The organism is Falsiroseomonas frigidaquae, from assembly GCF_012163145.1.
Lineage (GTDB): Bacteria > Pseudomonadota > Alphaproteobacteria > Acetobacterales > Acetobacteraceae > Falsiroseomonas > Falsiroseomonas frigidaquae.
Window position 1 is genome coordinate 1 of the sequence record NZ_JAAVTX010000001.1, and the last position, 14,640, is coordinate 14,640.

Here is a 14,640-nt window from a genome sequence, read left to right on the forward strand (position 1 = left end):
CGCCACTTGCAACCCCGCCTTCCCAGCGAACCGATCAGAACCGTGTGGCTCGTCGTCGGTGGCGGGCTTCTACGGCCCACAACGCACACTGTCAACGGACCGACATGCGTACCGTCACATGGCTGCCATAACCACAGCGGCGGTTGCATCGGCCAGCATGCTCAGCACGGGCCGCCGAGGTGCCAACGCCTGCCGCAGTCCCCCGAGTCTCCCCCTCCCCCGCCTCGATCCGCCCTCAAGGAGCCGGCGCCTCGAGCTCCTTCAGCAATGCCTGTAATTGCCGGTTCTGTTCCTCCAGCCCCGGCAGGACCCGGCCCAGGCGCTGGCCCAGCATCTCATTGAGGCAACCGCACCGCTGCAGCAGCCCGCGGCCGCTCTCGGTCAGCCAGACCTGCACCACCCTTTCGTTGTCCCGGGCACGGCGCCGGTCGACCAGGCCGGCCTCCTCCATCCGCTTGACCAGCGGCGTGATCGTGCTGGACTCCAGCGCCAGGCGCTGCGCGATGACGCCAATCGGCCGGCCATCCTCCTCACCCAGCGCATTCAGTACCAGGTACTGCGGGTAGGTCAGGCCCAGTTCATCCAGCAGCGGCTTGTAGCTGCGGTTTACCGCCATGTTCAGGCGATAGAGCGTGAAGCAGATCTGCTGGTCGAGCGGGAAAGGCGGCGTGACGGGCATCGGTGCTCCGGGCGTGCAATAGAAGCTTCATGCGATAAAGGATGTCGCGATCATTTTCTACTGGACAAGGCCCTGGCCAGTGGATAGATCTGGCTTATCGCGATAATCATTGTCGCGATAAATGAAAGCACCGCCCATGACCCCCACCTCCCGCCGGCACATCCTCCTCGGCAGCGCGGTTCTGGCCGCCGCTCCCCTCGAGGCGGGTGCCCGGCTCGTGGGTGGGAGTTCCCCTTCCCTCACCCTGCAGCCTTCGTCCTCCGTCAAAAGGAACCCGACCATGAGCAGCGACAGCTTCAACACCCAGGATGGCACGCGAATCTTCTTCAAGGATTGGGGTACCGGTCAGCCCATCGTCTTCCACCATGGCTGGCCGCTCAGCAGCGACGACTGGGACGCCCAGATGCTGTTCTTCCTGGACAAGGGCTTCCGCGTCATCGCCCATGACCGCCGCGGCCATGGCCGCTCCGCCCAGACCGCCACCGGCAATGAGATGGACACCTATGCCGCCGACGTCGCGGATCTGGCACGGCATCTGGACCTGCGCGACGCCGTGCATATCGGCCATTCCACCGGTGGCGGCGAGGTTGCCCGCTACGTCGCGCGCCATGGCAAGGACCGCGTCGCGAAGGCGGTGCTGATCGGCGCCGTGCCCCCCGTGATGGTGCAGAGCGAGAAGAACCCGGGCGGCCTGCCCCTCGAGGTCTTCGACGGCTTCCGCGCCGCCCTTGTCGCGAACCGCGCGCAGTTCTTCCGCGACATCCCGGCTGGCCCCTTCTACGGCTACAACCGCCCGGGCGCGCAGGCCTCCCAGGGCGTCATCGACAATTGGTGGCGCCAGGGCATGATGGGCGGCGCCAAGCCGCATTACGACTGCATCACGGCCTTCTCCGAGACCGACTTCACCGAGGATCTGAAGGCGATCGAGGTGCCGACGCTGGTGATGCATGGCGAGGACGACCAGATCGTCCCGATCGCCAACTCGGCGCGGCTCGCGACGCCGCTGCTGAAGCACGGCACGCTGAAGACCTACTCCGGCCTTTCGCACGGCATGGCCACCACCCATGCGGCGCTGATCAACGCCGACCTCCTCGCCTTCATCAAGTCCTGACCGCGCAACCCGGTCCGGCCCCGCGCCGGACCGGGATAGCCGGAGCACCGCCACGCAGTCGCCTGCCCGAGGCGCCGGTCCCCCGCGACCCGCCTTCGAGGCCGCACGCCACAGCATCCGAAGGAACCTTGCCATGAATGAGACCCGCCGCACCGTCATCGCCGCGGTTGCCGCCACAGCCGTCCTGCCGGTGGCGCTCCAGGCCCAGCCGGCCGGTGCCCCTGCACCGGATGCCCAGGCCCGGCCCGTCCGCAACGTCGTGCTCGTGCATGGCGCCTTCGCGGACGGGTCCGGCTGGCGCGGCGTCCATGATCGGCTGACGCAGCGCGGCTATCGCGTCACCATCGTGCAGAACCCGCTGACCTCCCTGGCCGACGACGTCGCCGCCGCCAGGCGCGCTCTCGACCGGCTGGATGGCCCGGCGATCCTGGTCGGCCATAGCTGGGGCGGAACCGTCATCACCGAGGCGGGCGTCGACGCGAAGGTCGCCGGCCTCGTCTATGTCTCCGCCCTCTCGCCCGACGCCGGCGAAACGACGGCGCAGCAATATGAAGGCTTCGTCACGCCGCCCGAATTCGTCCTCGACATCCATGGCGACGGCTTCGGCTTCTTGAAGCCGGAGAACTTCAAGGCCGGCTTCGCCGCCGATACCAGCGATGCGGATGCGGCCTTCATGCGCGACTCGCAGGTGCCGATCGCCATGTCGGTCTTCGGCACGAAGCTGACGAACGCCGCCTGGCGGACCAGGCCGAGCTGGGCGGTGATCGCCACGGATGACAAGGCGTTCGACCTTCGCATGCTGCGCCACATGGCACGCCGCATCGGCGCCAAGGTGACGGAGGTCCCGGCCAGCCACGCCGTCTTCATGACCCAGCCGCAGGTGGTGGCGGATGTGATCGAGGAGGCCGCAAGGGAGGCCTCGCGCGCAGCCCGCTGATCCCAAGGGCCCTGGGCGACCCGTCGCCTTGACCGGCGCGGCAGGCGGCGCTGAAGGTTCCGCTTGCCGCATGCTTCCGAAAGCGCCTCCGCCCGGCCGGGCCATGCCGCATCGTGACCAGAGGACCAGCCCATGCCCCGCGCCTTTCCACCACCCACGGCATTGTCCTCGGCCTTCCTGGCCGCGCTGATCGGCTTCGGCGGCACCGTGCCGCTTGTCGTGCAGGCATTGCGCGGCCTGGGTGCATCGGTCGAGCAGACCGGGTCCGCCGTCACCGCGCTTTGCCTGGGCATCGGGCTCGCGGGCATCGCGCTGTCCGCCCGCCTTCGGATGCCCGTCGTGCTCGCCTGGTCCACGCCCGGGGCCGCCTTGCTGGGGGCGGCCACGCCGGGCCTGTCCTGGCCGACGACGATCGGCGTCTTTCTCGCCGCCTCCCTGATGATGATGACGCTGGGCCTTGTCCCCGTGCTCGGGCGCCTGGCGGAACGGATTCCCCCGGCGATCGCCTCCGCCATGCTCGCGGGCGTGTTGCTGCCCTTCTGCCTCGCGCTTTTCCGCATAGCGGGGGTGGACCCGCTGCTCGTCATGGTCCTGCTCGTGGTCTTCATCGCGGCACGGCGGCGCGTGCCACTCTATGCGCTGCTCATCGCGCTGGGCGCTGGAATCGCACTGACGCTGCTGCGCGGCGACCTTGCCGGGCTGCCCGCGGGCGCGACCTTCGGCGCACTGATCGCTACGGCGCCGGCTTTCGATGTCAACGCCATCCTCAGCATCGGCCTGCCGCTGTTCGTCGTGACACTGGTGTCGCAGAACCTTCCCGGCCTCGTGGTGCTGAAGGCCGCGGGCTACGAGGCGAAGGCGGCGCCGCTGCTGATCGGCACCGGTCTCGCCAGCGCGGCCGCGGCGCCGTTCGGCGCGCATGCGGTGAACCTGGCCGCGATCACGGCCGCCATCTGCACCAGCGAGGAAGCGCACCCGGATCATGACCGGCGCTGGACCGTCGGGGTCATCTATGGCGGCTTCTACCTTCTGCTCGCCCTTTTCGCGCCCGGCCTGGTGCGGCTGTTCCTGGCGCTTCCGCCATCGGTTATCGCCGCATTGACCGGCCTGGCGCTGATTCCCGCCCTGACAGGGGCGATCGAGGCGATGCTGGGGCCGAACCAGAACCGCGACCCGGCCATGCTCACCTTCCTGGCCACCGCCTCGGGTCTCACCCTGTACGGCCTGGGTGCCGCCTTCTGGGGACTGGCCGCCGGCTTTGCCGCGCTCGCCATCCGGGTATGGCTGAAACCGCATCGCGCCCGCTGAGCCGCGCCGGGCGACGATTGAAGGTGCCCAGGACAGCGCCCGTTTCGTAGAGCGGCACAGGCCGCGTTATATGACAGGTTTGATCCTGATCGGAGTGGGCATGGCCAAGAAAGCGGAGGAGCCGGCCGAGCTGGGCCTGAGCCTCGTCACGGTGCGCCGGACCTTGGCGGTGATCGAGATGCTGGCGGATTCCGATACCGGCATGTCGCTGTCCGACATCGCGCGACGGCTCGACGTCAACAAGAACATCGCGCTGCGCATTCTCATGACGCTGGAGGAGGAGAACTACCTCTACCGGCACGCGGAGAGTAAATTCTACTTCGTCGGATTCAAGGTCAGCAACCTCGGCCTGCGCGTGCTGTCGCGCAACCGCCTGCTGGGCCAGTGCCAGCCGGTCCTGCGGCAATTGGCGGATACTTGCGGCGAATTGGTGCTGTTCTCGGTCCTCGACCACGGCCAGCCGCGCTGGGTGATGGCGGCGGTGGGCCGGCGCCAGAGGCTGCAGATCGACCCGGTCACGCCAATGGCCCCACATGCAACGGCCACCGGCAAGGCCTGGCTTTCCACCCTGCCGGACGCGCAGGTGGCGCAGATCGTCGAAGGCAAGCTCGAGCCGCTGACCCCCTTTACCGTCACGACGCTGGAGGCATTGCTGGCGCAGCTCGCGGAAATCCGCCGCACCGGCCTCGCCCTGAGCAACCAGGAGAACGAGGCCGGCATCGCCGCCATCGCCACGCCGATCTGGGCCGGGGCGGACGCCGCGGAGGCCGGGGCGCGCCGTTGCGTCGGCTTCGTCAGCATCACCGCCCCCGTATCCCGCGCCACGCCGGAGGATTTCCGGCGCTTCGGTGGGCTGGTGCGCGACTGTGCCGCGCGGCTCGGCGATGCCTGGCCCTTGCCCGAGGCCGATTCCTTCGCCCCCAGCCAGAACCTGATGCCGCATGGCCTGATCCTCTGAACCGTTGACCGGCGGCTTCGCACCGGATTAGGGTAACGTCGTTATCCATAAACGGCGGTGAGCGCCGCCGATCGCCCGGCGCAAAGACCGGGCGAGGCACGGGGGACGGACCATGAGGAATTGGGCGCGCACCACAATGGTGTTCGCGGCGCTGCTGGCCGCGCTGCACAGCCTGCCGGCCGCGGCACAGGCGAATTGGGATCCGGGGCGGTCGGTCCGCATCATCATCGGCTTCGGCGCCGGCGGCACCACGGATGTCATTGGCCGCGCCGTCGCCAAGGTGATCGAGAACCAGCGCGGCTGGACCGTGATCACGGAGAACAAGGGCGGCGCCGGCGGCACCATCGCCGCGGCCGAGATCCGCAACATCCGGCCGGATGGCATGACCATCGGCCTGTTCTCCACCTCGGTCTTCGGCCTCGATCCCTATATCTCGGAACGCCCGCGCTACGCGCCGGAGGATTTCGACTATCTCGGCACCATCGGCTCCATCGAATACGCGCTGGTCGCCGGACGCGCGGGCCCGATCAGCGACATCGCCAGCATGGTCGCGACCGCCCGCTCGCGCGGCTTCATCACGCTGAGCGCGACGGGCCGTCTGCAGGAACTGGTGGCCGGCCGGATGGCGCGGCAATTCGGCATCGAGATCATCTCCGTGCAGACGCGGGGTTCCGCGGAATCGCTGCAACTCGTGCTCGGCGGCCATGCCGATGTGACGATCTCGGGCGGCGTGCATGTGCCGGCCGTGCTGTCCGGCGATGTCCGCTCGATCGGCGCGATCACCGATGCGCGGCACGCCTATGCGCCGGATGTGCCGACGCTGCGCGAGCAGGGCGTGGACATCTCGCTGCGCAACTTCTTCATGTATGCCGGCCCGCGCAACCTGCCGCCGGAGATCCGTGCGACCTGGGAGGCGGCGATCGAACAGGCGGTGGCCTCGCCGGAAGTCGCCCGCGCCGCGCAGCAGGCCTACAGCACCCGCGGCAACCTGGGTGGCGCCGCCTCGGCCGAGGAAATCCGCACGCAGTCGGTGCTGTGGCGCCGCTGGATCGCCGAGGCCGCGCAGCCTGCGGCACGGTGACGCACGCGGTGCCACCGGCCCCGATCCCACCGGCCCCGATCCCACAGGTATGCGGATTGCAGATGATGCGGCTGTTCTGGTCCTCACGCTCCCCCTTCGCGCGCAAGGTGATGGTGGCAGCGCATGAGCTGGGCATGGCAGACTGCATCACGCCGGAGCGCGTCGTGGTCTCCGCCACCGAGGGCAATCCGCAGGTGATGGCGCATAACCCGCTGGGCCAGATCCCGACGCTGCTGCTGGCCGATGGCAGCGCCCTGTTCGATTCCGCCGTCATCCTCGAATGGCTGGACTCGCAGCACGGCGCGCATCGCCTGCTGCCCGCCGACGCGGCGCGGCGCTTTGCCGTGCTGCGCCTGCAATCGCTGGGCGACGGCATCATGGAGAACTCCATCCGGCGACTGGGCGAGCATCAGCGCGGCCCGCTCGGCTCGCCACCCCATGCCGCCGCCCAGGCGTCCCGGATCGCCTGCACGCTGGACCGGCTGGAGCGGGAGGCGGAGGCGCTGGAGGTGGTGACCGCCGGCAGCATCGCCATCGCCTGCGCCCTCGCGCATCTCGATTTCCGGCATGCCGGACTGCAATGGCGCAACGGGCGACCGGCCCTCGATGCCTGGCATGCCCGCTTCACCGAACGTCCCGCGATGCGCGCCACAGCCTATCGCGACGAACACTGACCCGCATATCGTACAACCGAAGGAACGCCACGTGGCCAAGCCGAAGAAGAACGTCATCATCACCTGCGCCGTGACCGGTGCGACGCTCACGCCCTCCATGTCGCCGCATCTGCCGGTGACGGCGGAGCAGATGATCTCCCAATCCGTCGAGGCCGCCCAGGCCGGCGCCGCCATCCTGCATTTCCACGCGCGCGATCCGAAGGATGGCCGCCCCACCAACGATCCCGCCATCTGGAAGAGCTTCATCCCGCAGGTGCGCGCGCAATGCGACGCGGTGATCAACATGTCCTGCTCGATGGGCAACACCGCGGAGGATCGCGCCTCCGCCGCCCTGGTGATGCGGCCGGAGATCGCGACGGTGATCGTGGGCTCGATGAACTACGGCCGCTTCAAGAAGGCGCAGGACCAGGGCACCACGGAATTCCAACATGAGTGGGAAAGGGAATTCTACGGCCCCGCCTCGCACCACATCGTCACCCAGAACACCTTCGCCAAGATCGACCGGCTGATCGACATCTTCCTGGAGCAGGGATTCCTGATGGAGTTCGAATGCTACGATGTCGGGCACCTCTACATCCTCGAACATCATCTGAAGACGAAGAAGCTGCCGCAGCCGATCATCGTGCAGTTCCTCACCGGCATCCTCGGCGGCATCCCGTCCGACATCGATCATCTGCTGCACATGAAGCGCACGACGGAACGGCTGTTCGGGGAGGAGACGGTGATCTTCACCCACGGCACCGGCCCCGACAACATGCGGGCCGCCGCCTATGGCGCGTTGATGGGCACCAATGTCCGCATCGGGCAGGAGGACAACGTCACCGAGCGCCCCGGCCGGCTGTTCAAGTCGAATGCCGAGCAGGTGCAGAAGATCCGCCGCATCCTGGAGGAGTTCGACATCGGCATCGCGACGCCGCAGGAGGCGCGCCAGCGCCTCGGCCTGCCGACACCCTGAGATGGACAGGCCGGAGACAGGCGCGGAAGTGATGCGGCAGGTGGCCGGCGTGTTCCACCGCCGCGTCGGCGATATCCACGTCACGGCGCTGCATGACGGGCACCAGGACGTGGCGATGAGCACCGTGCTCGGCATCCCGGCCGAGGACGCGGCGGCGATGCTGCACGCCGCCTTCCGGCCGGTGCCGCGGCGCACCGCGGTGAACGCCTTCCTGATCCGCCATGGTGGCCGCATCGCGTTGATCGATACCGGCTGCGGGCCCGCCAGGCCGACGGTCGGCTTCCTGGCCGCCAACCTCGCCGCTGCCGGCATCGCCCCCTCGCAGGTGGACACGGTGCTGATGACGCATCTGCACCCCGACCATTTCGGCGGGCTTTCGGACGGCCAGGGCAAGGCGCATTTCCCCGCGGCGGAGCTTTGCCTGCACGCGGATGAACATGCCTACTGGCACGATGATTCCGCGATGATGCGGGTGGCGGACCCGGCCCGCCGCCAGCTTTTCTTCGGCGATGCCCGCGCCCGGCTGGCGCCCTACCGCGACCGCACGCGGCTGTTCACCGGCGGCGAGGTCTTCCCCGGCGTCACCGCCGTGCCGTTGCCGGGACACACACCGGGCCATACCGGCTTCCTGGTCGCCTCGGGGGATGCGTCGCTGCTGATCTGGGGCGACATCGTGCATGTGCAGGAACTGCAGGTACCGCGGCCCGAGGTCACCATGCTGGTCGATGTGGATCCGGTCCAGGCGCAGCAGACGCGACGCCGGCTGTTCGACCGGGTGGCGGCGGATCGCCAGGCGGTCGCCGGCATGCATCTGCACTTTCCCGCCCTGGCGCATCTGTCACGCGATGGCGATTCCTATCGGCTGGTGCCCGACGCCTGGACACTCGACCTGCACGGCGATGCGCCGCGCTGAACCCTTCTGGGAGGAACCAAGATGCTGAAGAGGCGAATCCTTGTCACATCCACCGCCGCAACCGCGGCCCTGCTCGCGGCGCCGCACGCATGGGCGCAGCCACGCGGCGCCGACCAGACGGTGCGGATCATCGTGCCCTTCCCCCCGGGCGGCCCGGCGGACATCGTCGGCCGGCTGCTCGCACGCGCGCTGACCGGGCAGCTCGGCCAGACCTTCGTGGTCGAGAACCGGGCGGGCGCCGGCGGCGTCATCGGCATCGAGGCCGTGGCCCGGGCGCGGCCGGACGGCACCACGCTGGGCATCGGCAGCAGCGGCGCGCTGTCGGTCCTGCCGAACCTGATGCCGCGCATGCCCTACCAGGTCGAGCGCGACATCCAGCCCATCTCGCTCGCCATCTCCGTGCCGCAGGTGCTGGCGGTGCATCCCTCGGTGCAGGCCCGCAGCGTCGCCGAGCTGGTGGCGCTGGCGCGGCGCCAGCCGGGCACCCTCGCCTTCGCCTCCTCCGGCAGCGGCAACTCGCTGCATCTGGCGGCGGAGCTGTTTCGCGCCCGCGCCGGGGGGATCGAGCTGATGCATGTGCCCTATCGCGGCGCGGCGCCGGCGGTGACGGACCTTATCGCCGGACAGGTGCAGCTGATGTTCGGCGACGTGCCGGTGATGCTGCCGCATGTGCAATCCGGTGCCATCCGGGCGCTGGCCGTCACCGCCGCCGAGCGGTCCCCGGCCTTGCCCGATGTGCCGACCATGGCCGAGGCGGGGGTCAACGGCGTGGAGTCGGAAAGCTACTACGGGCTGATCGGGCCCACGGGCATGCCGGCGGAACGCGTCGCGGAACTGCACCGCGCGGTGCGGAACGCCCTGCAGGACCCGGCGACGCGCCAGCCCCTGCTGGACCAGGGCGGCCGCCTCATCGGCAGTTCCCCGGAGGAATTCGCCGCGCATATCCGGCGGGAGGGCGAGAAATGGGCCGAGGTGATCCGCTTCTCGGGCGCGCGGCTCGAGTGAGCCGCGAACCGCGCCCCACCGATGGCGCGGATCGCTCCGGGGGTGCGGGATCAGGAGGGCCGCGTGCGCCGACGCGCAGTTGCGACCCTCTGCCAGGCAGGGCTACCAAGCGCCTGTCGCGCGGCATGAGGAGCGCAGATGGTACGCCTTGCGCAGCTGCTGGGGCCGGTCCTGGGAGCAGCCGGATTGCTGGCCACCCTGGCGACGCCGGTGGCTGCCAACCCGGCATCGCCCCCGTCATCGCCCCCGGCATCCACCGCCTGCGCCTCCGCAATCGCAGCCGTCGAGCCCGCATCCGGCCTGCCACCCGGGCTGCTGTTCGCCATTGCCCTGGTCGAGACCGGGCGCGCGACGCCGGGCGGCGGCGGCATGCAGCCCTGGCCCTGGTCCTGGAATGCCGCGGGCGCAGTGGCGTGGCCAGGAACAGGGCGGCGGCGGTGGCCGCCGTGGCCGCCCTGCGGGCCGGCGGCGTCGCATCCATCGATGTGGGTTGCATGCAGATCAACCTGCTGCACCATCCGGACGCCTTCGCCGACCTGCACGAGGCCTTCGATCCGGTCGCCAATGTTCGCTACGCCGCGGCCTTCCTGTCGCGGCTGCGGGCGGGGCTGCCGGACTGGGAGGCGGCCATCCGGCGCTACCATTCCGGAAACGCCGCCCGCGGTGACGCCTACCGGCGACGCGTCGCCATGGCCCAGCTGGGCCAGGCCTGGCGCGGCGGCACGCCGGCCGCCGCGTCGATCGAACTGCCGGGCCGCAGCCTCTGCGCGCCGGGTGCCCGGCTTGTCCTGGTTCTCCGCGGCAGTCCGGACCCGCGCATCCGGCGACGCGCCGCCCGCATGGTCTGCCTGGCGCCGCCCCGGCGCTGAGGGCTGGACCCTCTGCCGCCGTCAGGCACCCAACCGCCGCGCCAGTTCGAACAGCAGCGCCTCGCTGCCATGGCTGCCGACCAGTTGCACCCCGATCGGGCGGCCATCGGGATGCGGCTGGCCCGGCACGGTCAGCCCCGGCCAGCCCATCGCGTTCACCCAGGTGGCGAAGACATTCTGGGCGCGCGCATGGCCGGGCTGGCCATCGATGAAGGCCGGGAATTCCCGCTCCACCGGCCAGGCCGGCGCCGCCGCGCTCGGCAGCAGCAGCGCGTCATGCGCGCCCCAGCGCGCGGAGACATCGGCGCGGAAGGCGGCGAGCGCGTCCAGCGCCTCGACATATTCGGTGGCCGTCATGGTCGCGCCGCGCGCCGCCATGGGCTTCAGGGACTCGCTCGCTTCCGCCTCCCAGCGCTCCGGGAAGCGGGCGGCCATGCGGGCGACGCCGACGGCGGTCAGCACGCCCCAGATGGCGCGCAGCGCCGCCAGGTCATAGGGGATTGTGCAGGGCACCACCTCGCAGCCCTCCGCCGCGAGGCGGGATGCCGCCTCCGCCACCGCCTGCCGCACCTCCGCGTCCACCAATTCCCCCTCGATGGCGGCGCACCAGCCCACGCGCAGGCGGCGGCCCGGCCCGGCCGGCTCCTCCGGCGGCAGGCGCAGGGAGGTCGGATCGCGCGCATCCGGCCCGGCCACCGCGCCATAAAGCAGGCGCAGATCCGCCAGCGTCGCCGCGATCAGCCCCACCGCCTGGAAATCCAGCGCCATCGGCGGGAAGCCGTGCCGGCGCGCGATCCGCCCATTGCTGGGCCGCAGCCCGACCAGCCCGGTATAGCCCGCGGGCAATCGGGTGGAGCCGCCGGCATCGGTCGCCACCGACAGCGGCACCATCCCCGCCGCGATCGCCGCCACCGCGCCGCCACTCGACCCGCCGGGCGTCAGCGCCGGGTTCAGCGGGTTGCGGGTATGGCCGGTGAGCGGGCTGAAGCAGCGGCCGGACAGGGCGAATTCCGGCGTGCTGGTCTTGCCGACGATCACGGCACCGGCGGCGCGCAGCCGCTCCACCACGATATCGTCCTGTGCCGGCACGAAATCGGCGAAGAAGCGGCTGCCCCAGCGCGCGGGCATCCCCGCGACATGCAGATTGTCCTTCACGCTGACCGGCACACCATCCAGCGGCCCCAGCGCCGCGCCGGCACGGTGCCGCGCGGCCGATGCGGCGGCCGCCATCGCCGCGCCATCCGGGTCCAGATGCGCCCAGGCATGCAGGGTGCCGTCCAGCGCCGCGATGCGGTCCAGGCAGGTTCGCAGCAACGCCTCAGGCGTCGTCGTGCCAGCGGCCAGGCTTGCGGCCATCTCGGCCGCCGTGTCGCGGGGGAACAGGGTTGGGGCCATCATGCTATCCTTGTCCATCATCGTATCGCCTCGGCATCCTGCAGGGCGGATCGCGCCAGGATCGCCGCCAGCGCCGCCGCTTCCCGCAGCAGCAGCCGGGCCACCCGTTCCAGCCGCGGCGGCGCCAGGCGCTCGGAGATCGCAACCACCGAAAGGGATGCCGCCGGCAGGCCACGCAGCGCCGGCAGGCCACGCAGCGCCGGCAGCGGCACCGGGACGGCCACGCCGCGATAGCGCGCCACGAAACGGCCGGTGCTGACCGAAAAACGATCGCGCCGCGCCTGTGCCAGCGCCTCCCGTACCCTGGTCTCGGTCAGGCGGTAGCGCGGGTAACGCGCGGCATTGCCGGCCAGCGCGGCCTCGGCCTCCGCCGCCGGCAGCCCGGCCAGCACCGCCAATGCCCCGGCGCCGACACCAAGCGGCCGCCGGTTGCCGATCTCCAGCGGCAGGGCCTTGATCGGGAAACCCCCCTCGCAGCGATCCAGGCACAGCGCGTCCGGCCCGCTGCGGATGGTGAGATAGGCGCTGTCGCCGCTCTGTTCCGCCAGCCGCTCCAGGCTCGGCCGGCACAGCGCCCGCAGGTCGAGCCGGGGTGCGGCGGCGAGGCCCAGTTCGTACAGCAGCGGTCCCGGCCGGTAGGTCCGCTCCGCGACCTCCTGCGCCAGCATCTGCTCGGCGACCAGGGCCTGCAGCATGCGGTGCGCCGTGGGGCGCGCCAGCCCGGTTGCCGCGGCCAGCGCACCAAGCGAGGCGCCCTGGCCGCGCGCGGCCACGATCTCCCGCAGCAGCGCGGCCACGCGGTGGATGGTCTGCGCGCCGTCGCGCGGCAGGGGCGCGGCGGCGAGGCTGGCGGTGGTCAGATCAGAGTCCACAATACGGAACTCCCGATTGCGCAGTTTGGCTTCGACCGCGAGCATACACGGCAACAAGGTTGGCGGTGGTCCAGGGGTCCACATGGTGGACTCTTCAGCGCCCCGCCCCCGCCGTTAAGGAAGCAGCCCGTCGCTCGGCCCAACTCGGACCGGGAGATCCTCACCATGCCTCACCCTCGTCGCACCACCCTCACCCGCCGTGGCCTGCTGGTGGCCGCCGGCGCCCTGGCCGCGGGAACCACCCAGGCCCAGGGCCAGGGCTACCCGAACCGCCCATTGCGGCTGATCGTGCCCTTCCCGCCGGCCGGCGCCGCCGATGTCATGTCCCGCGTGGTCGCGGAGGCCGCCCGCGCCGCCTTCGGCCAGAATGTCGTGGTCGAGAACCGCTCCGGCGGCGGCGGCACCATCGGCACCGAGGCGGTGATGCGCAGCGCGCCGGATGGCTACACCCTGCTGATGGCCAACCAGTCCACCCATTCCGTCAACCCGGAGATCCGCGAGAACCCGGGCCTCGACCCAGTGGCGATGGTGCCGATCGCCTCGGTCGGGAATGTCGCGCAGGTGCTGTATGTCCGGCCCGGCCTCGCGGCACGTTCGGTGCCGGAGCTCATCGCCCTGGCCAAGGCCAGTCCGGGCCAGCTGACCTACGGCACCGCCGGCATCGGCACCGGCGGGCACCTGGCCATGATGCTGCTGGAAGCCCATGCGGGCATCGAGCTGAACCACATCCCCTTCCGCGGCACGGCCCCCTCCACCGCCGCGGTGCTGGCCGGGCAGGTGGACATGATGATCGACACGATGCCGACCGCCCTGCCGCACATCGAGAACAATGCCGTGCGGCCGATCGCCGTCACCACCACCACGCGCCATGCCCGGCTGCCGCAGGTGCCTTCCCTGACCGAGGCCGGCTTCAACGACTATGAGGCGGTGCTGTATTATGCGCTGTACGCCCCGCCCGGCACGCCGGATGGCATCGCGGCACGGCTGGGCGAGGGCTTCGAGACAACCGTCGCGCAGCCCGCCGTGGCGCAGCGCCTGAACGAGATGGGATGCGACCCGCTTCCCGTGCCACGCGCCGGGCTCGGCGCGCATGTCGCCGCCGACCGGGCCCGCTGGCGCGCGGTGATCCGCCGTGCCGGCATCCGTATCACCTGAACCCAGGAGGAAACCCCACCATGGAATTCGTCGACCTGAGCCGCGAGATCTTCCATCGCACGCAGACCCACCCCTCCCACCCCCCGGTGGTGATGACGGTGTGGAACGACCATTCGGAGCCGAAGCGCGCCGGCAACACCACCTTCACCAGCAAGGCGCTGTCCATCGCCTTCAGCGACCATGCCGGCACGCATGTCGATGCCCCGGTGCATTTCGACCCGCGCCCCGATGCGCTGTCGATCGACCAGGTGCCGCTGGAGAAGTTCTACACCTCCGCCTTCTGCATCGACCTGTCGCACCTGCCGCTGAAGACCGCGGCAACGCTGGAGGAGTTGCAGGCGGCGGTGGCGAAGTCGGGCGAGACGATCCGCGCCGGCGATACGGTGCTGATCCACATGGCCACCAATGACAGGCTGCTGGGCAAGCCTGGCTATGCGCATGACTTCCCCGGCCTGTCGCTGCCGGCGATCCATTGGCTGGCGGACCAGGGCATCGGCATGTTCGGGGTGGAGGCGATCAGCCCGGCGCCGGAGGGGGAGCCGAACTTCCAGGCGCATATGGCCTGCGCCGAGCGGGGCATCACCCACATGGAATGCCTGGCCAACCTGGACAAGCTGCTGGGTCGCGGCCGCTTCACCTTCATCGGCTTCCCGCTGCGCATCCGCGGCGGCACCGCGAGCCCGATCCGCGCGGTGGCGATGTTCGCCTGACCGGCGGGGCGGCGGCAG

The 14,640-nt window shown here is 70.5% G+C and carries 15 protein-coding genes; 12 read left to right on the top strand and 3 right to left on the bottom strand.

The genetic code is table 11. The features are described from left to right. Positions 1 to 235 precede the first annotated feature (235 nt). The gene (locus HB662_RS00005) at positions 236 to 679 is read right to left on the bottom strand and encodes a MarR family winged helix-turn-helix transcriptional regulator (protein WP_168045911.1); all 444 of its coding nucleotides are present in this window, start codon (positions 677 to 679) and stop codon (positions 236 to 238) included. Positions 680 to 959: 280 nt separating this feature from the next. Between HB662_RS00005 and HB662_RS00010 the strand changes: the two genes are divergently transcribed. The 10 genes from HB662_RS00010 to HB662_RS29885 all read left to right on the top strand — a co-directional run bounded on the left by HB662_RS00010 (position 960) and on the right by HB662_RS29885 (position 10,490). Next, complete coding sequence (locus HB662_RS00010) at positions 960 to 1,790, top strand: alpha/beta fold hydrolase (RefSeq protein ID WP_168045913.1); 831 nt, start codon at positions 960 to 962, stop codon at positions 1,788 to 1,790. A 133-nt stretch (positions 1,791 to 1,923) separates the two neighbouring features. Beyond that, the gene (locus tag HB662_RS00015; protein ID WP_168045915.1) at positions 1,924 to 2,727 is read left to right on the top strand and encodes an alpha/beta fold hydrolase; all 804 of its coding nucleotides are present in this window, start codon (positions 1,924 to 1,926) and stop codon (positions 2,725 to 2,727) included. Between the two features lie 132 nt (positions 2,728 to 2,859). Beyond that, on the top strand, positions 2,860 to 4,035 hold the full coding sequence (locus tag HB662_RS00020; RefSeq protein ID WP_168045925.1) for a benzoate/H(+) symporter BenE family transporter: 1,176 nt from the start codon (positions 2,860 to 2,862) through the stop codon (positions 4,033 to 4,035). A 100-nt stretch (positions 4,036 to 4,135) separates the two neighbouring features. Next, entirely contained in the window at positions 4,136 to 4,993 is an 858-nt protein-coding gene (locus HB662_RS00025) for an IclR family transcriptional regulator (protein ID WP_168045927.1), read from the top strand. A 112-nt stretch (positions 4,994 to 5,105) separates the two neighbouring features. Further along, positions 5,106 to 6,074 (top strand): tripartite tricarboxylate transporter substrate binding protein, encoded by a 969-nt coding sequence (locus HB662_RS00030; protein ID WP_168045929.1) that lies wholly within the window; start codon positions 5,106 to 5,108, stop codon positions 6,072 to 6,074. 62 nt (positions 6,075 to 6,136) lie between these two features. Then, the gene (locus HB662_RS00035) at positions 6,137 to 6,748 is read left to right on the top strand and encodes a glutathione S-transferase family protein (RefSeq protein ID WP_168045931.1); all 612 of its coding nucleotides are present in this window, start codon (positions 6,137 to 6,139) and stop codon (positions 6,746 to 6,748) included. A 31-nt stretch (positions 6,749 to 6,779) separates the two neighbouring features. After that, positions 6,780 to 7,703 carry a 3-keto-5-aminohexanoate cleavage protein gene (locus tag HB662_RS00040; RefSeq protein ID WP_168045933.1) on the top strand — a complete coding sequence of 308 codons (924 nt, stop codon included), beginning with the start codon at positions 6,780 to 6,782 and terminating at the stop codon, positions 7,701 to 7,703. Between the two features lie 31 nt (positions 7,704 to 7,734). After that, the gene (locus HB662_RS00045) at positions 7,735 to 8,616 is read left to right on the top strand and encodes an MBL fold metallo-hydrolase (RefSeq protein ID WP_245185351.1); all 882 of its coding nucleotides are present in this window, start codon (positions 7,735 to 7,737) and stop codon (positions 8,614 to 8,616) included. A gap of 21 nt (positions 8,617 to 8,637) precedes the next feature. Beyond that, positions 8,638 to 9,621 (top strand): tripartite tricarboxylate transporter substrate binding protein, encoded by a 984-nt coding sequence (locus tag HB662_RS00050; protein WP_168045937.1) that lies wholly within the window; start codon positions 8,638 to 8,640, stop codon positions 9,619 to 9,621. A 413-nt stretch (positions 9,622 to 10,034) separates the two neighbouring features. Beyond that, the gene (locus HB662_RS29885) at positions 10,035 to 10,490 is read left to right on the top strand and encodes a transglycosylase SLT domain-containing protein (protein WP_168045939.1); all 456 of its coding nucleotides are present in this window, start codon (positions 10,035 to 10,037) and stop codon (positions 10,488 to 10,490) included. Positions 10,491 to 10,511: 21 nt separating this feature from the next. Here the strand turns inward: HB662_RS29885 and HB662_RS00060 are convergent, their stop codons facing one another. Both HB662_RS00060 and HB662_RS00065 read right to left on the bottom strand, forming a co-directional pair. Continuing rightward, positions 10,512 to 11,888: an amidase gene (locus tag HB662_RS00060; protein WP_168045941.1), complete on the bottom strand. Its 1,377-nt coding sequence runs from the start codon at positions 11,886 to 11,888 to the stop codon at positions 10,512 to 10,514. Positions 11,889 to 11,902: 14 nt separating this feature from the next. Then, positions 11,903 to 12,757, bottom strand: coding sequence for an IclR family transcriptional regulator domain-containing protein (locus HB662_RS00065; RefSeq protein ID WP_168045943.1), 855 nt, complete (start codon positions 12,755 to 12,757; stop codon positions 11,903 to 11,905). Between the two features lie 165 nt (positions 12,758 to 12,922). Between HB662_RS00065 and HB662_RS00070 the strand changes: the two genes are divergently transcribed. Together HB662_RS00070 and HB662_RS00075 are read left to right on the top strand one after the other, a co-directional pair. Beyond that, complete coding sequence (locus tag HB662_RS00070) at positions 12,923 to 13,912, top strand: Bug family tripartite tricarboxylate transporter substrate binding protein (RefSeq protein WP_168045945.1); 990 nt, start codon at positions 12,923 to 12,925, stop codon at positions 13,910 to 13,912. A gap of 20 nt (positions 13,913 to 13,932) precedes the next feature. Then, the gene (locus HB662_RS00075; RefSeq protein WP_168045947.1) at positions 13,933 to 14,622 is read left to right on the top strand and encodes a cyclase family protein; all 690 of its coding nucleotides are present in this window, start codon (positions 13,933 to 13,935) and stop codon (positions 14,620 to 14,622) included. Positions 14,623 to 14,640 lie beyond the last annotated feature (18 nt).